Origin of the sequence: Deinococcus carri, from assembly GCF_039545055.1 — a bacterium.
Classification (GTDB): Bacteria; Deinococcota; Deinococci; order Deinococcales; family Deinococcaceae; genus Deinococcus; species Deinococcus carri.
The window spans coordinates 914,219-932,545 of the sequence record NZ_BAABRP010000001.1 but is presented as its reverse complement, the minus strand read 5'-3'; the positions used below and the strand labels follow the sequence as shown (position 1 = coordinate 932,545).

Annotated in this window: 16 protein-coding genes; 9 read left to right on the top strand and 7 right to left on the bottom strand. The window is 71.1% G+C overall.

The genetic code is table 11. From position 1 onward, the window contains the following. Positions 1–57: 57 nt before the first annotated feature. Complete coding sequence (gene ileS, locus ABEA67_RS04635) at positions 58–3,360, bottom strand: isoleucine--tRNA ligase (RefSeq protein ID WP_345461570.1); 3,303 nt, start codon at positions 3,358–3,360, stop codon at positions 58–60. A 604-nt stretch (positions 3,361–3,964) separates the two neighbouring features. On the opposite strand from ileS, the gene fsa reads away from it, so the two are divergent. The 8 genes from fsa (at position 3,965) to ABEA67_RS04595 (ending at position 11,043) form a co-directional block, all read left to right on the top strand. Further along, positions 3,965–4,714 carry a fructose-6-phosphate aldolase gene (gene fsa, locus ABEA67_RS04630; RefSeq protein WP_345461567.1) on the top strand — a complete coding sequence of 250 codons (750 nt, stop codon included), beginning with the start codon at positions 3,965–3,967 and terminating at the stop codon, positions 4,712–4,714. Next, positions 4,711–5,988, top strand: a complete 1,278-nt coding sequence (gene rho / locus ABEA67_RS04625) for a transcription termination factor Rho (protein ID WP_345461564.1) — start codon at positions 4,711–4,713, stop codon at positions 5,986–5,988. Before fsa ends, rho begins: the two co-directional genes overlap by 4 nt. A 71-nt stretch (positions 5,989–6,059) precedes the next feature. After that, the gene (locus tag ABEA67_RS04620) at positions 6,060–7,481 is read left to right on the top strand and encodes a peptidoglycan DD-metalloendopeptidase family protein (protein WP_345461561.1); all 1,422 of its coding nucleotides are present in this window, start codon (positions 6,060–6,062) and stop codon (positions 7,479–7,481) included. Then, the gene (locus tag ABEA67_RS04615) at positions 7,478–7,864 is read left to right on the top strand and encodes a response regulator transcription factor (RefSeq protein ID WP_345461558.1); all 387 of its coding nucleotides are present in this window, start codon (positions 7,478–7,480) and stop codon (positions 7,862–7,864) included. The genes ABEA67_RS04620 and ABEA67_RS04615 overlap by 4 nt, the downstream gene beginning before the upstream one ends. Before the next feature lie 61 nt (positions 7,865–7,925). Then, on the top strand, positions 7,926–8,834 hold the full coding sequence (pdxS, locus tag ABEA67_RS04610) for a pyridoxal 5'-phosphate synthase lyase subunit PdxS (RefSeq protein WP_345461555.1): 909 nt from the start codon (positions 7,926–7,928) through the stop codon (positions 8,832–8,834). After that, the gene (gene pdxT, locus ABEA67_RS04605; protein WP_425557149.1) at positions 8,828–9,499 is read left to right on the top strand and encodes a pyridoxal 5'-phosphate synthase glutaminase subunit PdxT; all 672 of its coding nucleotides are present in this window, start codon (positions 8,828–8,830) and stop codon (positions 9,497–9,499) included. Before pdxS ends, pdxT begins: the two co-directional genes overlap by 7 nt. A gap of 60 nt (positions 9,500–9,559) precedes the next feature. Continuing rightward, on the top strand, positions 9,560–10,300 hold the full coding sequence (locus tag ABEA67_RS04600) for an alpha/beta fold hydrolase (protein ID WP_345461552.1): 741 nt from the start codon (positions 9,560–9,562) through the stop codon (positions 10,298–10,300). Then, positions 10,297–11,043, top strand: a complete 747-nt coding sequence (locus tag ABEA67_RS04595) for an alpha/beta fold hydrolase (RefSeq protein ID WP_345461549.1) — start codon at positions 10,297–10,299, stop codon at positions 11,041–11,043. The genes ABEA67_RS04600 and ABEA67_RS04595 overlap by 4 nt, the downstream gene beginning before the upstream one ends. A gap of 63 nt (positions 11,044–11,106) precedes the next feature. Here the strand turns inward: ABEA67_RS04595 and ABEA67_RS04590 are convergent, their stop codons facing one another. Genes ABEA67_RS04590 through ABEA67_RS04570 form a run of 5 tightly spaced genes read right to left on the bottom strand, consistent with a single transcriptional unit; the run spans position 11,107 to position 15,945 of the window. Continuing rightward, on the bottom strand, positions 11,107–12,327 hold the full coding sequence (locus ABEA67_RS04590) for a Gfo/Idh/MocA family protein (RefSeq protein WP_345461546.1): 1,221 nt from the start codon (positions 12,325–12,327) through the stop codon (positions 11,107–11,109). Further along, entirely contained in the window at positions 12,324–13,358 is a 1,035-nt protein-coding gene (locus ABEA67_RS04585) for a dipeptide epimerase (protein ID WP_345461543.1), read from the bottom strand. The genes ABEA67_RS04590 and ABEA67_RS04585 overlap by 4 nt, the downstream gene beginning before the upstream one ends. Then, complete coding sequence (locus ABEA67_RS04580; protein WP_345461540.1) at positions 13,355–14,239, bottom strand: C40 family peptidase; 885 nt, start codon at positions 14,237–14,239, stop codon at positions 13,355–13,357. Before ABEA67_RS04580 ends, ABEA67_RS04585 begins: the two co-directional genes overlap by 4 nt. Before the next feature lie 3 nt (positions 14,240–14,242). Continuing rightward, positions 14,243–15,253, bottom strand: coding sequence for a dipeptidase (locus ABEA67_RS04575; RefSeq protein WP_345461537.1), 1,011 nt, complete (start codon positions 15,251–15,253; stop codon positions 14,243–14,245). Next, entirely contained in the window at positions 15,250–15,945 is a 696-nt protein-coding gene (locus ABEA67_RS04570; RefSeq protein WP_345461534.1) for an HAD family hydrolase, read from the bottom strand. The genes ABEA67_RS04575 and ABEA67_RS04570 overlap by 4 nt, the downstream gene beginning before the upstream one ends. 252 nt (positions 15,946–16,197) lie before the next feature. Between ABEA67_RS04570 and ABEA67_RS04565 the strand changes: the two genes are divergently transcribed. Further along, complete coding sequence (locus ABEA67_RS04565; protein WP_345461531.1) at positions 16,198–17,352, top strand: aminotransferase class V-fold PLP-dependent enzyme; 1,155 nt, start codon at positions 16,198–16,200, stop codon at positions 17,350–17,352. Positions 17,353–17,613: 261 nt separating this feature from the next. Here the strand turns inward: ABEA67_RS04565 and ABEA67_RS04560 are convergent, their stop codons facing one another. Beyond that, entirely contained in the window at positions 17,614–18,318 is a 705-nt protein-coding gene (locus ABEA67_RS04560; RefSeq protein ID WP_345461528.1) for a metallophosphoesterase family protein, read from the bottom strand. Positions 18,319–18,327 lie beyond the last annotated feature (9 nt).

Here is an 18,327-nt window from a genome sequence, read left to right as displayed (position 1 = left end):
GGGGCCACAGGGAAAGGGGCGGGCACCTGGCAGGCCCGCCCCCTTCTCCTCATAACCTCAGAGCCGTGTCAGATAAGCCGTGCCGCCCTCCACCTCCGCCGCATGGCCCTCGCCTGGCCCAAAGGTCAGCTCGGACGCCAGCACCTCCCCGGCGATGAAGTCGCGCCACTGTTCGGCTGCCTCGCGGGCGTCCCCCTCCAGGTCCAGCGCGAGGCGGATACGGTCCTGCACCTCGAAGCCCGCCGCCTTACGCGCCTCCTGAATGCCGCGCACCAGGTCGCGGGCCAGGCCCTCCAGCACCAGGTCGCGCGTCAGGTGCGTGTCGAAGGCCACCAGGAACCCGGCGTCCTCCGCCGCCGCGACTCCCTCGGGGGCCTTGGCATCCACCAGCACCCCCTCCGGCGTCAGCTCGAACTGCTGCCCGTTCGCCTCCACCGTGAAGCTCTCGCCCGCCTGCACCGCGCGGGCCACCGCCGCCGCGTCCGCCTGCGCCAGCGCCGCGCGCACGGCGGGGAGCGCCTTGCCGTACACCTTGCCGATGACGGGCAGATTGGGGCGCAGGCTGTATTGCACCAGGTCGGTCACGCCCTCCAGGAACTGCACCTGTTTGACGTTCAGCTCCTCCATGAGCTGCTCCTGCGAGCGGCGCAGCGCGTCCGTCAGTTCCGGCGTACCCGCGCGCACGGTCACGCTCGCCAGCGGCTGCCGCGTCTTGAGATTGTGCGCGCCGCGCACCGCCCGGCCCAGCTCGACCACCTTCATCACGGCGGCCATCTCGGCGGTCAGCCGCTCGTCCAGCCGCTCGGCGCGGACCTGCGGCCAGCGGGTGAGATGGACACTCTGTGCGCCCTCCCCGCGCGTGAGGTTGCGGTACATCGCCTCCGCCAGGAACGGCGTGAAGGGTGCCGTGAGCTGCGACACCACCACCAGCGCCTCGTGCAGCGTGGCGTAGGCGGCCACATCCACCTGTCCACCCTCGCCCCAGAACCGGCTGCGATTGCGGCGGACGTACCAGTTGCTCAGGTCGTTCACGAAGCGTTCCAGCGCGCGTCCGCCCCCGCGGGCGTCGTAGGCGTCGAGCGAGGCCGTCACGTCCCGCACCGTCTCCTCCAGCCGCGCGAGCAGCCAGCGGTCCATCTCGGGGCGCTCGGACAGCGCGGGGGCCGCCCCCAGCTCCGGCCGGTCCAGATTCGCGTACAGCACGAAGAAGGAATAGACGTTCCACAGCGTGTTCACGTAGTTGCGCTGCGCCTCGGCCACCAGCCGCTCGGAAAAGCGCTTCTGGTCGCCGGGGTCCGACGCCATGAACATGTACCAGCGCACGGAGTCGGCACCGTAGCGGTCGAACAGCGGCAGCGGCTCCACCACGTTGCCCTTGCTCTTGCTCATCTTCGCACCGTGCTCGTCCACGATGTGGCCCAGGCAGATGACGTTCTTGTACGCGGGCTGGCCATAGAGCATGGTGCTGATCGCGTGCAGGCTGTAGAACCACCCGCGCGTCTGGTCGATGGCCTCGCTGATGAAGTCGGCGGGGAAGTGGCGCTCGAACAGTTCCTTCTGCGCCCCCGCGCCCGGCAGCGCGTGCTCGCCCGTCTCGTCCGTCAGCAGGTGCCACTGCGCGTAGGGCATCGAGCCGGAGTCGAACCACACGTCCAGCACCTCCGGCACGCGGCGGTAGGTCTTGCCGCTTTGCTCGAACGTGATGTCGTCGATGTAGGGCCGGTGCAGGTCGAGGTCCGTGAGGTCGCGCCCGGTCAGCTCCGAGAGTTCCGCCACGCTGCCCACCACGCGCAGGTCGCCGTCCTCGCTGAGCCAGAAGGGCAGCGGCGTGCCCCAGTAGCGCTCGCGGGAGATGGCCCAGTCCACATTGCCCTCCAGCCAGTTGCCGAAGCGCCCGTTCTTGATGTTCGCCGGGACCCAGTTGATCTTCTGGTTCTCCTCCAGCATCCGCTCCGAGACGCTGTTCGTGCGGATGTACCAGCCCTTCTTGGCGAAGTAGAGGATCGGGTCGCCGGTGCGGTCGTGGAAGGGGTAGCGGTGGCGCAGCGTGCCCGCCCAGAACATCAGCCCCCGCGCCTTGAGGTCCGCGATCAGGCCCTTGTCCGCGTCCTTGAAGAACTTGCCGCGCTCGCCCGTGACCCGCAGGATGCCGTGGTCGTCCACCCCGAACATCAGCGGCACGCCGTACTTGCGGGCCAGCTCCAGGTCCTCCGCGCCGTAGGCCGGGGCCTCGTGCGCCACGCCCGAGCCGTCCTCCGCGCTCACGAAGTCCGCCAGCGTCACGAAGTGCATCACCGGGCGGCCCTGCGCATTGCGCTCGTGCAGTTCCCTCACCACGCCCAGTTCGGTCGCCACTTCCGGGAACGGCGGCTCGTATTCCACGCCCTCCAGCTCGCGGCCCGCGAAGCTCGTCAGCACCTCCAGCGGCGCGGCGTTCTTGTGCAGCCCCGAGAGGCGTTCCACCGCGTCGGCCGCCACGATGATCGGCCCCGCCTCGCTGCGCGCGACCACATACGTCAGGTCCGCGTTCACCGCCGCCAGCGTGTTGCTGGGCAGCGTCCAGGGCGTCGTGGTCCACACCACCAGCGCGAGGTTCTGCCGGTCCTCGCCGCTCAGCCCGCTCAGCACAGCGTGTGCCCGCTCGGGCAGCGTGTCCCAGATCACCGGGAAGCGCACGTACACGCTGGGGTCGTCCACCATGCGGTAGGAATCCACTTCACCCAGTTCGGCCCGCGAGAGCGTGGTGCTGATGCGCGGCGAGAGGGGCACCACCTTGTAGTCCTGCGCGATCAGCCCCTGCGCGTGCAGCCTTTTAAGCAGGTTCCACACGCTCTGCACGTACTCGTTCTCATACGTGATGTAGGGGTCGCTGAGGTCCACCCAGTACCCCAGCCGCTCGGTGAAGGTGTTCCACTCCTGAATGGTTTCCCACACCGACGTGCGGCACAGGCGGTTGAACTCCTCCAGCTCGGCCCGGCTCGCGCCGTGGTTGCGCCCCAGCAGCCCCAGCCGCTTCTCCACGCTGATCTCCACCGGCAGGCCGTGGGTGTCCCAGCCGCCCTTGCGGGTGACGTGGTAGCCCTGCATCACCTTGTAGCGCGGAAACAGGTCCTTGAAGGAGCGCGCCAGGACGTGGTGCAGCGCCGGACGCCCGTTCGCGGTGGGCGGCCCCTCGTAGAACACGAACTCGGGCTGGCCTTCTTTGCGCTCCTGTGTCTGCTCGAAGACATGGCCCGCCTGCCAGAAGTTCAGCACGCCTTCTTCGAGTTCGCGGAAGCTGGGCTGCGAGTTCACCGGCTGAAACAGAGTGTCCGAAGGGGTGGGGGGGGAGGTGGTGGGCCTGGGGTCGGTGGTGGTCATAGTGCTCCTTCGGACTTGAAAAGCGGCGGGGTAGAGGGTTGGGCCGTCTAACGGTCTAAGGGTCAAAAAGGGGAGGCTGTTCGGCGGTTAGACCAAAAACAAAGCGCGCCCCAGCTTTGTGTGCTGGGACGCGCCGGGAAACGTGCTCGCGCGTGGTACCACCCAACTTCGCCACACGGAGGCGGCCTCGTCGTGCCCTCTGTCGGGGGGCGTCCGGGACGGTCTAGTGAGCCTGCGGGCCTTTCTTCGTCCGGCGCGGGAGGGGATCTTCGGCGGGGGGCGGACCGTCAGGCTCTCACCATCCCTGACTCGCTCGTGGCCGCGTGGCCCCGCGTACTCTTCTCGCGTTCGCCTTCTTCGGGTTGCTCACCCCCGGCTGGGGATGTCCCTCATGGTAGGCGCGCAGCATGGGCAGGGTCAATCCGTCATGTGACGCATTCCTGACCGGCCGGATATGCTGAAGTGGAAGGTCACAGGGGTGAGGCACTTCTGACCATGCGGTTATGGCAGGTGCTGCGCGCGTTGCCTACAATCTCAACAAGACGGCCGCAGGACCAGACCGCCAGGCCAGCAAGCCAGGGCCAGAAAACCAAGGAGAGTCAACATGGAATTTTTCATCGATACCGCCATCGTGGACGAGATTCGCGAAATCAATGCCTGGGGCGTCCTGTCGGGCGTCACCACCAACCCCAGCCTGGTCGCCTCCTCGGGCCGCGACTTCAAGGAAGTGATCCAGGAAATCGCTGAGCTGGTGGGCGGAGCCATCAGCGCCGAGGTGACCGCGCTGGACGCGGAAGGCATGATCAAAGAAGGCCGCGAGGTCGCGGGTTGGAGCGAGCATGTCGTCGTCAAGCTGCCGCTGACCCCGGCGGGGTTGCAGGCCTGCAAGACGCTGACGAGCGAGGGCATCAAGACCAACATCACCCTGTGCTTCAGCGTGCCGCAGGCGCTGCTGGCTGCCCGCGCAGGCGCGACCTACATCAGCCCCTTCGCGGGCCGCGTGGACGACATCGGCTGGGACGGCATCGAACTCGTGCGCCAGATCAAGGAAGCCTACGTCCTGGGCGACATCCGGACCAAGGTGCTGGCCGCCTCCATCCGCCACCCCCAGCATGTGGTGCAGTCCGCCCTCGCCGGGGCCGACGTGGCGACCATCCCCTACAAGGTCTTTACCCAGATGATCAAGCACCCGCTGACCCAGGCGGGCCTGGACGCCTTCCTCAAGGACTGGGCCAAGCGTGCCGGGGCCAACCCCGAAACCCCCCCCAGCGAGGCGGGCACCAACCCGCAGCAGGGCGGCGTGAACGCAGAAACCGGGCAGAGTGAACCCAGCCAGGGAGGCCGGCAGCAGTGACCGAACCCCACACCGCGCCGCTTCCCTTTCACGAACTCCAGCAGAAGATTCTGCCCGAGCTGCACCTGATCGCCGCCCAGTCGGGCATCGAGAACTACCGCAAGCTGAAAAAGGATGCCCTGGCCCTCGCCATCATGGAGCGGCAGGCGGAGGCCGAGGGGCAGGTCCTGGCGCGCGGCTACCTCGACATCAGCCCCGACGGCTACGGCTTTCTCCAGTCCGATCTGCTGGAACCGGCCTCCAGAAGCGTGCTGGTGACGGCGGGCGTCATCAAGCAGTACCACCTGCGCACCGGCGACGAGGTGATCGGCCGCGCCCGCAAGCCCCGCGAGAACGAGCGCTACGGCACGCTGGTGCAGGTGGAGGCCGTCAACGGCCTGGACCCCCAGTCCGCCCGCCAGCGCCCCCGCTTCGACGACCTCACCCCGACCTTCCCCGACCGTCAGCTGGTGCTGGAAGACCCGCTGATGGACGACAGTCTCTCGCTGCGGGTGGTGGATCTGCTGGTGCCCATCGGCCGCGGGCAGCGCGCGCTGATCGTCGCGCCGCCCAAGGCAGGCAAGACCACCCTGCTCAAGAAGATCGCCAACTCCATCGTCAAGAACTACCCCGACGTGACGGTGATGGTCCTGCTGGTGGACGAGCGCCCCGAGGAGGTCACCGACTTCCGCGAGAGCGTGCAGGGCGCGCAGGTGATCGCCTCGACCTTCGACGAGCCGCCCCAGCACCACGTCCGGGTGGCCGAGTTCGTCCACGAACGCGCCCGCCGCATCGTGGAGGAAGGCGGGCACGTGGTGATCCTGCTCGACTCGATCACCCGCCTGGCCCGCGCCAACAACCTGGTCACGCCGCCCACCGGGCGCACCTTATCCGGCGGCCTCGATTCCAATGCGCTGCACTGGCCCAAGCGCTTTCTGGGCGCGGCGCGCAACATCCGCGAGGGCGGCAGCCTCACCATCCTGGCGACCGCGCTGGTGGAAACCGGCTCGCGCATGGACGACGTGATCTTCGAGGAGTTCAAGGGGACCGGCAATGCCGAACTGGTCCTCTCGCGCCGCCTGGAAGAGCGCCGCATCTTCCCCGCGATGGACATCCTGAAGTCGGGCACCCGCCGCGAGGAGCTGCTGCTCCAGCCCGAGGTGCTGAAGAAGATGTGGCTGCTGCGCAAGGTGATCAGCGACATGGACCCCGCCGACGCGATGGAGATGCTGCTCTCACGCATGGGCAAGACGCGCAACAACGTCGAATTCCTGCAGGCCCTGGCCGGCGGCTGAAGCCCCGCCCCCGTGCCCGCTTCCCCTTCTGGGGCGGGCGCGCCCTGCTTGCTGCCTTTTTTGGAGGTCCGGTGCCCGAGTTTCCCCCATCCCCCCCACGGGGCCACGCTCCCCTGTCCCGGCGGCTGCCGCTCACGCTCGCGCTGTGTGGCCTGTCCGCCCTCGCTCCCCTCGCTGCCGCCCGGCCCGACGTGCCGGAGGAGTCCGAAGGGCAGACGCTCCTGCTGGGCGTTCCCACCCCCGCCGAGCAGCTGCGCGCCGCGTTGCCCGCCGTTCACCTCACCCGCGAGCCGCAGGCGCAGGCCCCCAGCCTCCTGGTGGTCACGGCCCAGGGTCCGGCGCGGCTGGCGGCCCGCTACGGCGTTCCCGCGGCCGCCGTGGACGCCCTGCCCCGCGAGCCGGGCGAGGCCGGGCGCGTCTTCCGGGTGCGGCTCCCCGCTCCCGAAGCGGCCCGGCCCCCCGTCCTGCCCAGCTCGGTCGTGACCCACACGGTCCGCGCGGGCGAGACCCTGAGCACGGTCGCGGCGCGGTACGGCCTGACCCTGCTGGACCTGCTCAGCGCCAACCTCGACCGCCCGAGCCTCGACACGCTGACGCCGGGGGAAACCCTGCTGATTCCCACCGCCGAGCGCGGTCTGCTGGTCCGCATCAAGCCGGGTCAGACGGCCCTGGGCCTGATCGCCGGCTACGGGGCCGACCTCACCCGCACCGCCCGCGCCAACGAGGTGCTGCCCAATGCCCTGCGGCCCGGCGACTACCTGCTGCTGCCCGGCATCCGCGCCGAGAGCTTCGGGGAAGAGCTGGCCCGCCGCCGCGCCGAGCGCGAGGAGGCCGAGCACCAGGCGCGCGTGCAGGCGCAGTACGACCGCTACGTGGCCTGGCAGCAGGACCGCGAGCGCCAGCGCCTGGAGGAGAAGTACGCCCGCCAGGCCCAGTACGAGGCCTACCTCGCCTGGCAGGCCAGCCCCGAGCGCCAGCGCCGTATCGAGCAGTACGAGCAGCAGGTGCAGTTCGAGGCCGCCCAGGCCGCCGAACGTGAGCGTCAGCGCCAGCAGGCCCAGGCCGCCGCCCTGGCCCCCGCCACCCGCCCGGCGAGTGTGAACGTCGCCGCCGGAACCCGCCTGGCCTGGCCGATGCACAGTTACCGCATCACCAGCCGCTACGGCGAGGCGGACATCGACTTTCACAAGCAGGTCTTTCACGGCGGCGTGGACCTGGCCGCCCCGTCCGGCACCCCCATCTACGCATCTGCGGCCGGCACCGTCACCGAGAGCGGGTATGGTGCTTACGGCATGAATGTCTATACGGTCCAGGGCAGCAGCACCGTGATCTACGGGCACCTCAGCCGCACCGCCGTCACCGCCGGCCAGCCGGTGCAGCCGGGCGACCTGCTGGGCTACGTCGGCTGCACCGGCATCTGCACCGGCCCCCACCTGCACTTCGAGGTGCGGCTGAACGGCCAGGCCGTCGATCCGCTGGCGCTGCTGCCATGAGCGCGGGGGGCCAGGCACTCCACCTGCTGGTCGTGGACGACGAGGAGCAGATTCTCGAACTGCTCGACCTGACGCTGGGGATGCACGGCTTCCGGGTGGTCACGGCCCGCAGCGGCCCCCTGGCCCTGTGTGCCGCGGGGCAGGCCACCTTCGACGTGATCGTGATGGACGTGCTGATGACCCCCTGGGACGGCTTCGAAACCTGCCGCCGCCTCCAGGCCGAACTCGGGGAGGCCATGCCCCCCGTCGTCTTCCTGTCGGGCCTGAACCGCCCCGAGCAGGTGCCCGGCCTGCGCAGCGAGTACCTGGTCAAGCCCTTCCGCCCCTCGCAGCTGGTGGAGAGCATCCGGCGCGTTGTGCGGACCGACCCTCCCGGAAACTGACCCCCTGCCCGGCCCCCAACTGGCCCTGCTTCTGGGGCCAGTTGGACGTTAGGCTGGGGGCATGACCGAACCTGCCTCCACCGCAATGGCCCAGACCGGAACCCCCCAGATCAAGCAGGGCTTTGCCGAGATGTTCAAGGGCGGCGTCATCATGGACGTGGTGACGGCTGATCAGGCCCGTATCGCGGAGGCCGCCGGGGCCACCGCCGTGATGGCGCTGGAGCGCGTGCCCGCCGACATCCGCAAGGACGGGGGCGTCGCCCGCATGAGCGACCCCAAGATGATCAGGGAGATCATCGGCGCGGTGACGATCCCCGTGATGGCGAAGGTCCGCATCGGCCACATCGTCGAGGCGCAGATTCTCCAGGCCATCGGCGTGGACTTTATCGACGAGTCGGAAGTGCTGACGCCCGCCGACGACCAGTACCACATCGAGAAGGCCAGCTTCGCCGTGCCCTTCGTGTGCGGCGCGAAGAACCTGGGCGAGGCGCTGCGCCGCGTGGGCGAGGGGGCCAGCATGATCCGCACCAAGGGTGAGGCCGGCACCGGCAACATCATCGAGGCCGTGCGCCACGCCCGCACCGTCCTGGGCGAGATCCGCGCCATCCAGGCCCGCCCCACCGAGGAGCTGATGACCGTCGCCCGCGACCTCCAGGCCCCCTACCACCTGGTCCAGTACGTGCACCAGCACGGCAAGTTGCCGGTCGTGAACTTCGCCGCGGGCGGCGTCGCCACCCCCGCCGACGCGGCCCTGATGATGCACCTCGGCCTCGACGGCGTGTTCGTCGGCAGCGGCATCTTCAAGAGCGACAACCCCGAGCGCCGCGCCCACGCCATCGTGAAGGCCGTCACCCACTACCAGAACCCCGACGTGCTGGCCGAGATCAGCGAGGACCTCGGCGCGCCCATGACCGGCATCAACATCGACACCCTGATTCCCGAGGAGCGGCTGGCGGGGCGGGGATGGTAAAAGGGGCCAGCTTCCAGCGGCCAGCGGCCAGCGAAGAGCTTGAAGCTGGAAGCTGGCGGCTGGAAGCCCCCCGGATCGGCGTCCTGGCCCTGCAAGGGGCCTTCCGCGAGCACCGCCAGCGGCTGGAGTCGCTCGGGGCCGGGGTCCGTGAGGTGCGGCTGCCCGGCGACCTCGCGGGCCTCCAGGGCCTGGTGATTCCGGGCGGCGAGAGCACCACCATCGCCCGGCTGATGACCGACTTCGGGCTGTGGACCCCGGTGCGCGACTTTCACGCGGCGGGCGGGGCGCTGTGGGGCACCTGCGCGGGGGCGATCCTGCTCGCGCGTGAGGTGGTGGGCGCGCCCCCGCAGTTCGGCGGCCACCAGGACAGCCTCGCCCTGATGGACCTGAGCGTGCGCCGCAACGCCTTCGGGCGGCAGGTGGATTCCTTCGATACGCCGCTGGATGTGCGGGGCCTGGACGCGCCCTTTCCCGCCGTCTTCATCCGCGCGCCCGTCATCGAGCGGGTGGGCGCAGGCGTGGAGGTGCTGGCCCGGCACGGGGACCAGATCGTGCTGGCCCGCCAGGGTAACCTGCTCGCCAGTTCCTTTCACCCCGAACTGACGCCCGACGCCCGCCTGCACGCCCTGTTCCTGAAGATGAGCGCGGCCCCCACCCCCGCCTGAAGGTCCCGCCGTCCCCCACGGCCCCTGCCCCGGCGGGGGCTTTTCGTCTATCCTCGGCCGGTGCGCTCTTTGCAATTCCGCTCGCGCGGCGCGTCCCTGAGTTACGACCTGACCGGACAGGGCGACCCCATCGTGCTGGTGCACGGCCTGAGCGGCTCGGCCCACTGGTGGCGGCGCAACATTCCCGCCCTGTCGGCCGCGCACCGCGTCTACGTGCTGGACCTCGCCGGGTACGGGCAGGCCTGGCGGCAGCGGTCGCTGGGCGTGCGTGAGGCCGCCGCCCTGATCGCGGCCTGGATGGACAGCCTCGACCTGCACCGCGTCACCCTGATCGGGCACTCGATGGGCGGGCACATCTCCATGCACGTGGCGGCACTGCGCCCCGCGCGGGTGCAGAACCTGGTGCTGGCCTGCGCGAGTGGCCTGCTGCGCGCCAGCCCCTACCGGGTGGCCCTGAACCTGCCGCGCGCCGCCCTCACCGGCCGCCTGACCTTCGTGCCGCGCATCCTGGGCGACGCGGTGCGCAGCGGCCCCCGCAACCTGTGGCGCAGCGCCGCCGACCTGCTCAGGGACAGCGTGCAGGACCTCCTGCCCGAGCTGCGGGCGCGCACCCTGGTGATCTGGGGCGGCCGCGACGCCCTGGTGCCCCCCGCGCTGGGCCGCGCCCTCGCCGCCGCGATTCCCGGTGCACGCTACGAGGAGATTCCCCGCGCCGGACACGTGGTGATGGTGGATGCCCCCGCGCGCTTCAACGCCCTGGTCCTCGACTTCCTGCGTGAAGAGGAACGGGCGGCTCCTTGAGCGGCGCGGTCCACACCGTCCGGGTGGCCGGACTGCTCACGCGCGCCCGCGTGCGCGGCGAAGGCCCCCCGCTGGTGCTGGTGCCCGGCCTGGGCTGCGCCTCCTGGATGTACGGGCGGGTCTGCCGCGAACTCGCCCGCGAGCGCACCGTCTACGCCTACGACCCCCCCGGCCACGGCCTGAGCCAGGGCCGCCCCGGCTTCCCGCGCACCTTCGAGGACCTGACCGAGCACCTCTCGGCCTGGCTGGACGCCTCCGGTCTGGGCCGCGTGCCCCTGCTGGGCCATTCCCTCGGCGGCGAGCTGGTCTTCGACCTCGCCGCGCGCCATCCCCGGCAGGTGTCCGCCCTGATCGCCTGCGCTCCCACCGGCATCCCCGAGAACCCCCGCGTCCTGATGCAGCTGCTGCGCCTGGCCCTCGACGCACCCCGCGAGCGCCCGCTCTTTCTGCCTCCCGCCCTGGCCGCCTACGTCCGCTGCGGCCCGGCCCGCCTGCTGCGCCTCGCCCAGGACCAGAACCGCCACCAGACCGGCCCCCTCCTGCCCCACGTCCTCGCGCCCACGCTGCTGCTGGACGGCACCTCCGACCCCGTCATCCAGGCCTGGACCCTGGAGGTCATCCGCCGCCTGATTCCCCACGCCACCGTGAGTGAGATTCCCGGCGGCACCCACGCCGTCACCGACAGCTTTCCCCGCACGGTGGCCCGCTACACGCTGGATTTTTTGCGGGAAGCGGGGGTCTAGAAACAAAAATTTCACGTACAAGATTTATCGTGAATACTTTCACTTAATACACTCCCCCCAGCCTCACCCAGAGGAGGCCACGCCCACCATCTCTACCGTCCCGCGCTGCCGGGCACGCTCGGCGGCGAAGGCGATGCGGTGCGAGTCCAGCGATTCGGCCAGAGGGGTGGGCACCTCCGCCTCCCCGCGCAGAAAGGCCAGCCAGGCCGCCACCAGGGCCTCGTCGCCGCCGCCGTGGTTGCCGCCCACCTCCACGGTGAAGCGCTCGGTGTCGCCGGTGCGGAAGTCGTGCAGCTCCAGCTCGCCGCGTTCCATGTGGGCGCGCAGTTCGCCGTGGGTGCCCAGCAGCTTGAGGGTCCGCGTGTTGTTGTGGGTAAAGGCACTGACGGTCAGCTGGGCCGTGACGCCGTTCGCAAACGTGACCGTGACGGCCTGATGGTCGGGCACGTTGTTCCCGGCCCCGTACACGCAGCGCCCGTACGGCCCCCGCTCCAGCGCCTCCGCGAGCGGGACCCCCCCGGCGGTCAGCACCGTGACCGGCCAGTGCGCCGGGTCGCGCGGGAGGTAGATGCGCCGCGCGTCATAGGGGCAGTCCGGCACCGGGCAGGTCACGCAGCGGTCCGAGGCACCGGGCGGGGCCTCCTCCGGGCGGAAGTGGTTCAGCCGCCCCTCGCTGCTGACCCGCACGGGCGGGGCCTGCGCAAACCAGCGCAGCAGGTCCAGGTCGTGGCCGCTCTTGGCGAGCACGAACGGTGCGGCGGGGGGCGACTGCGCCCAGTTGCCGCGCACGTAGGAATGCGCGTAGTGCCAGTACGCCACGTTCTCCGCGTGCTGGACGCCTACCAGCCGCCCCAGCCGCCCGGAGGCCAGCACGCCCCGCACCGCCCCAAAGAATGCGGTGGCCCGCAGAACGTGGCAGACCGTCACCCGGCCACGTGAGGCCGCCTCCGCCGCCAGCAGCAGATCCAGTTCTTCTTCATGCAGACAGATGGGCTTTTCCAGCAGCACGTCGTACCCCAGCGCCAGGGCACGCAGGCACGGCCCCACGTGGGCATCGTCGGGCGTGGCGATCACCACCGCGTCGACCACCCGCCCCCGCGCAAAAAAGGCGTCGGGGTCCGGGAAACACGCTTCCGGCGGCAGGCCATGCCGCGCCGCGACCTCCGCGAGCCGGGCCGGGCGGGGGTCCACCAGCTGCGTGACCCGCGCCCCCTGCGCCGTGAGGTGCCGCGCGTACACGTCCGCGCCCCGGTTGCCGCAGCCCAGAATGGCGACGGTGGTCATCGCCGCTCCACGCCCCAGCCCACCCCGCGCGGGCGCTCCAACTGCCCCGCCGCCCACTCCAGGCCCCCGAAAGGGTCGTTCGCCAGCAGCAGCGCCCCGTCGAGGTCGGCCCAGTCGGCCAGGCCCGCGAGGTGCGCGGCGGCGGCGATGCCCAGCGAACTCTCGATCATGCAGCCCAACATCACGCCCAGGCCGTGCGCGCGGGCCAGCCGCAGCGCGCAGAGCGCCTGCAAGGGGCCGCCCAGCTTGGCGAGCTTGAGGTTCACGGCGTCAAAGGCGGCGGCCAGCCGGGGCACGTCGGACACGTGGTGCAGGCTCTCGTCGGCCACCAGGGGCACGCGGCTCAGCCGGCGCAGCTCGGCGTGCCCCTCCAGGTCGCCCGCCGCGAGGGGCTGCTCGACCAGTTCCACATCGGCGGCGGCCAGCACGTCCAGCATCCGTTTCGCCTGCGGGCGCGTCCAGGCCGCGTTGGCATCCACCCGCAGCGCGGCCCCCGGCACCTCCTCCCGCAGCGCCTCCACGATCTGGCGGTCCTGCCCGGTGCCCAGCTTCACCTTCAGCACCCCGTGGCCGCGTGAGACGGCTTCCCGCGCCTGCCGCCGCATCTCCTCCAGCGGCCCCAGACTCACCGTATAACTGCTCTCCGGCAGCGGGAGCGGCGACAGCCCCAGCAGCCGCCACGCCGGCACCCCCGCCGCACGGGCCGCCCACTCCACCGCCGTCATCTCCAGCGCGCACTTCACGCTGGGGTGGCCCTGCGGCATCCGCGCCGTCATCCGCTCGTGCAGACCGTCCCAGTCCCAGCCATCCGTCAGGGCCTCAGCCAGCAGCGGCAGCACCGCCCCCACCGTCCCGCCCGTCTCGCCGTAAAAGGCGTTCGGCGCGGCCTCTCCCCGCCCGGTCAGGCCGTCCTGCGCGTAGGTCACGAAGGTCCGCGGGTAGCTCGAATGCGTCCAGCGCGCGATGCCGAAGGGCTGTGCGGTCCGCAGGTCCAGCGTTTCCCAGGCCACGTCGCCTTCTTTCCCGGTCATGCCGTCCACCGCCCGAAGCCCGTGACGCTCACGGCCAGCCGCCCGCCGTACTCGCCTTCCCCCAGCGTCTCCACCGTCACCCGCATGTGGGTCGCGTTCGCGTGGACCAGCCGCCGCCCGTCCAGCATCACCCCGACGTGGCCGGGAAAGAAGGCGAGGTCGCCGCGCTGCGGCTCCGTGACCGGCCGCAGCGACGCCTGCTGCTGGTCGGCGTCGCGCGGGAGGGACCGGCCCAGCGCCGCGTAGGCGAGCTGTGTGAGGCCCGAACAGTCCAGCCCCCAGGCGCTGCGCCCGCCCCACACGTAGGGGGTTTCCAGAAAGCGCAGCGCGTACCCCGCCGCGTCCGCCTCAGCAATGGGGGAGAGGACCACCGCCTGCACCCAGGCCTCCTGGCCCTCCGGCAGATGCACCGGCACCCAGCGGCGGCCCTCCTCGGTCACCTCCGCGCCGGATGCCCGTTCCAGCCGCGCCCCCGCGCACAGCTCGGCCACCAGGCGGCCCTTCACGCCCGGCTCCGCGAAGGCGTGGGCACGCAGCGCGGTCACCTGCCGCACCTCGCCCCCCGGCCCGTCCCCCGGCACCAGCGCCTCCGCCCGCGCCCAGCCCAGGTAGCCGTCGTGCGCGGTGCGGACCCAGGCCCAGCCGCCCTCCCGCTCCGCGACGACCTCCAGCGCCTCACCCGGCAGCGCCTCCGTCACCTGGGGGGCGTCCGCGCCGGGCCGGGCGCGCAGGCTCACGCGGGCGTTGCCCGCCCGCGCCGCGTGCGGCGCGACAAAGCGCCAGCCCTCGCCCGCCAGGCGGCCGCGCAGCGCCTCCTCGGCCAGGCGGGCCAGCGGGTCGAAGGCATGCAGGCGCGGGTCCAGTTCTGCGGTCGGTCTCACCCCTCAAAGGTAGCGCGTCAGCCAGCGCCCCCAGTTCCCGCCCGCCACGTCCGCGCGGTGTTCCGGCGGCAGCCGCTCCAGCAAGAGGGGCACGTCCCGGTAGCGGTCCACCCCCGCCGGTGCCTTTTCCTGCCCGAACCCGCCGTCCAGGTCGGTCCCCAGCCCGACATGCTCCCAGCCCACCAGGGCCGCGAGGTGCCGGGCGTGTGCGGCCAGTTCCTCCAGCGCGGCCCGCGGCTGCCCCGCCTCCCAGCCGCGGCGGATAAAGCGGCTCAGGAACACCAGGCCCACCACGCCGCCCGCCCCCGCGACCGCCCGCACCATCCCGTCGCTGAGCTGACGGTTGCCCGGCACCAGCGCGCGGCTGTTGGCATGGGTGGCGATGACCTGCGGCCCCAGGTCCAATGCCTCCCAGAAGGCGGCATCGTCGAGGTGCGAGGCGTCCAGCGTCACCCCCAGCTCGCGCATCGCGGTGACCAGCTCGCGCCCCGCGTCCGTCAGGGGACCCGGCGCGTCCGTGCCACCCGCATAGCGCGTCCGGCCCCACGCCGGGCCAATCACCCGCACCCCCGCCCCCACCCAGAAGGGCAGGTCCCGCGCGTCCCGGATGGGGTCGGCCCCCTCCATCAGCAGCACCACTCCCAGTGGCCCGGCCGGGGCGGCGAGGTGGGCGGCCACCTCCGACCCGCTCCGCAGCAGCCGCACCTGCCCCGCGTCCTCCCACCGCCGGTACTGGTCGAGTTGCGCGAGGGCCTGCGCTCGTGCGCCCGCGTGGTCGGTGTACCCCTCCGGACTCTCCCCGCTACGTGGCAGCGCGAACAGCGTGCCGAAGCAGACGCGGGTGCCCGCCGCCCGCAGCTCCCCGAAGGTCACGGTCGCCGTCTCGCCGGCTACCGGGTCGCCGGCCCGCAGCGCGGCCAGGTCCAGCCCCAGGTCCCGGCCCCGCGCGGCATTCCAGGCGAGGTCGAGGTGCCCGTCTATCAGCAGCGGCAGGGGAGAGGCCGGCCCGCTCACGCGCCCGCCCGCTCCTCCACCAGCCGCAGCACGGCCCGCAGGTCGTGGATGGCGTCGGGGGCCTGCCCCCCCAGGTCAATCCGCGCCGCCACCATCCCCAGCGCGCGGGCGGCCTCCACGTTCTCGGGTTTGTCGTCCACGAACAGCACCGCCCCGGCGGGGAGGCCCAGGCGTTCCAGCGCGTACTGGAACGCGCCCGCCTCCGGCTTGTGAACCCCGGCGGTGCAGGTCGCCACCGCCACGTCCACCAGGTCCGCCAGGTCCAGCGCCTCCAGCGTGCGGCCGATGCTGGGCAGGGTGTTGCTCAGCACCCCCACTTTCAGCCCCCGCGCGCGCAGTTCGGTCAGCACCTCCCGCGCGCCCTCCACCGGCTTCATGTACCGCTCGTACGGGAAGGCCGCCATCAGCTCGCCCGCGTGCGCCGCGTCCAGCCCCATCCGCGCACACAGTTCATCCCCGTAGGCGGCCCAGAAGGTGTCCTCGTCCTCCGGCGTCCGCAGGTCCCACCAGGCAAAGGCCCGCTCCTGCCACTGCGCCGCGAGCGCCTGCCCCACTGCCGCCGCATCCAGCCCGAAGCGCTCGGCGGTCCACAGGGCGGCCTCGCGGTACACGCTGTGGTCGGTGTAGGCGAGCGTTTCATCACGGTCGAACAGCACGCCCTGGAGGGGCTGAGGGGAGGTCTGAAGGCTCATAACCTGGGATTCTAGGCGCTTATAGCAGCATCGGAGAACAAAGGTTTCACGATTTGGATTTATCGTGAAAGTATTCACGATATGCCCGCAACCACGATACTCTTCCCACCCAACACCTTATGCACACCCCAAACTCGGTAAACCCCAAGAATCAGCAGGGGAGAGCAACATCATTGCCCACCAACTCCAATATCTAACCCCTCTAGCAATCTTATTGCTCCAGCTTCCCCCGTCAGTGCTACACTCCGGACCATGTTCGAGGACACCCACGACCCCTTCGCGCGGCACATCCTCCTGACGCCCGGCCCGACGCCGATTCATCCGCGGGCACAGCGGGCGCTGTTGCACGGGATGCTGGGGCACATGGACCCGCTGGTCTTTGCCCTGAACGGGGAAATCCAGCAGGGGCTGCGCGAGATGTACGGCACGGCCCCGGACACCTTCACGGCGCTGCTGGCCGGGACCGGCAGCCTGGGCATGGAGGCGGGGTTCGCCAACCTGGTGGAACCGGGGGACGAGGTGCTGGTGTGCGTGAACGGGTCCTTCGGGGCACGCATGGCGGAGATGGCGGCCCGCTACGGCGCGCGCGTCCGGCAGGTGACGGCCCCGCTGGGGGAGGCCATCGACCCGGCGGCCGTGGCGGCGCAGCTTGACGGCGCGGCCCTTGTCGCGGTGGTGCACGGCGAGACGAGTACCGGCGTGCTGAACCCGGTCCCGGAGATTGCCGAGCTGGTCCGCGGGAGCGGGGCGCTGCTGACGGTGGACGCGGTGACGACCGCCGGAATGGAGCCGTTCCACATGCAGGACTGGGGCATCGACTACGTGTACACGGGGGCACAGAAGTGCCTCTCGGCCCCTCCCGGCCTGGCCCCCGTCGCCATCAGTGACCGCGCGCTGGCCCGGTACGCGGCCCGGCGCACCCCCACGCCGCTGTGGTACTGCGATTTCGGCGGTCTGCGCGACTACTGGGTGGACCACAGCTACCACCACACGGTGCCGGTGAACCTGCACTACGCCTTCCACGCGGCGCTGGGGGCCGCCCTGGAGGAGGGACTGGAGGCCCGCCAGCGCCGCGCCGCCGAAGTGGGTGAGGCCATCCTCGCGGCGCTGGCCCCCCTGGGCTTCCGGCCCTACGTGGCCGACCCCGCCGTGCGCCTGCCCACCGTGCTGGCTCTGCGGCTGCCCGGCGGCTTCGACGACGCGGGCATCCGCCGCGCCCTGCGGGAGCGCGACATCAGCGTGACCGGCGGGCTGGGGCCGACTGCGGGCCTGATCTGGCGGCTGGGCCTGATGGGCGAGGCTGCCCGCCCCGCCCCCTACCGCGCCCTGATGGCCGCCCTGGAAGAGCTCCTGGGCGAGCGCGGTCTGGTGGACCGCTTCGAGGAGGCGCTGGCCGTCACGGCCTGATCAATGGTCCAGTAAGTTTTCAAAACACGCTCTAAGGGATTGAAAATGTGCCGCGCTGGGACGGCATGGCCGTCCACCCCCCTCTGCAAGCAGCTCTACGAGTCCCAACCTCTCGCGGTGCGAGCTGTACCAGTCCCCGCAAGGGGGGAGGGGCTTTTTGCTCGCCAGCACGCTATTTTCGGTCCGCTTCGCTAGACCGGAATCCATATGAGGGGCCGTGGTGCGTGGAAAAGGCCCACCACCACAGCCCCCTCCCCGCCGTCAGGCCATGCGCCCGGTGCGGATCACGTCCGCGATCACGGGCGGCAGGTTCCACGCCATGATGTCGAAGGCCGAGGAGGCGTAGTCGTAGCTGACTTTGTGCAGCGCCACGCGGGGCTTGCGGCCCACGCAGTCCACCAGCGCCACGTCCGCGCCCGGCTCGTGATTGAGGCTCAGGCCGACCGAGCCGGGGTCCACGAAGGTGGTGTCGCCGACCACCCGCACAAAGGGCACGTGGGTGCCGCCCACCACGACTACCCGCGCCCCCAGCGTCTCGGCCAGCGCCTCCAGCTCACGCTCGGGGGCCATCACGTCGAGGCGCTGATCGGGGGCGTGGGGGCTGCCGTGAAAGAAGCGGACCCGGCCGACCGGCGTCATCAGGCGGCCCCCCGGCGGCAGGCGGCGCAGGAACTCCATCTGCTCCGGGGCCAGTACCTTGCGCGTCCAGCCCAGCACCTGATCCGCGATGCCGTGCCGCTCGGCGCGTTCGCCCAGTTCTAGCGCGACCCGCATGTCGCTGGACCCCAGCCCCGTCACCCAGCCCTCACGCCGCACGAAGTCGATGACCGGGCCGGGCGAGGCCCCGTACCCCACCACGTCGCCCACCACGACGACCTGGTTCACCACCTGATCGGCCAGAAAGCGTTTGACCGCCGTCAGGGCGTGGATGTTGCCGTGCAGATCACTCAGAAAGGCGAGTCTCAAAGTGCGCTC

What these genes read in the sequence shown, in the direction of transcription:
- ileS (WP_345461570.1), bottom strand. Translation starts at nt 3,360, where the DNA reads ATGACCACCACCGACCCCAGGCCCACCACCTCCCCCCCCACCCCTTCG.
- fsa (WP_345461567.1), top strand. Translation starts at nt 3,965, where the DNA reads ATGGAATTTTTCATCGATACCGCCATCGTGGACGAGATTCGCGAAATC.
- ABEA67_RS04615 (WP_345461558.1), top strand. Translation starts at nt 7,478, where the DNA reads ATGAGCGCGGGGGGCCAGGCACTCCACCTGCTGGTCGTGGACGACGAG.
- pdxS (WP_345461555.1), top strand. Translation starts at nt 7,926, where the DNA reads ATGACCGAACCTGCCTCCACCGCAATGGCCCAGACCGGAACCCCCCAG.
- pdxT (WP_425557149.1), top strand. Translation starts at nt 8,828, where the DNA reads ATGGTAAAAGGGGCCAGCTTCCAGCGGCCAGCGGCCAGCGAAGAGCTT.
- ABEA67_RS04590 (WP_345461546.1), bottom strand. Translation starts at nt 12,327, where the DNA reads ATGACCACCGTCGCCATTCTGGGCTGCGGCAACCGGGGCGCGGACGTG.
- ABEA67_RS04585 (WP_345461543.1), bottom strand. Translation starts at nt 13,358, where the DNA reads ATGACCGGGAAAGAAGGCGACGTGGCCTGGGAAACGCTGGACCTGCGG.
- ABEA67_RS04570 (WP_345461534.1), bottom strand. Translation starts at nt 15,945, where the DNA reads ATGAGCCTTCAGACCTCCCCTCAGCCCCTCCAGGGCGTGCTGTTCGAC.
- ABEA67_RS04565 (WP_345461531.1), top strand. Translation starts at nt 16,198, where the DNA reads ATGTTCGAGGACACCCACGACCCCTTCGCGCGGCACATCCTCCTGACG.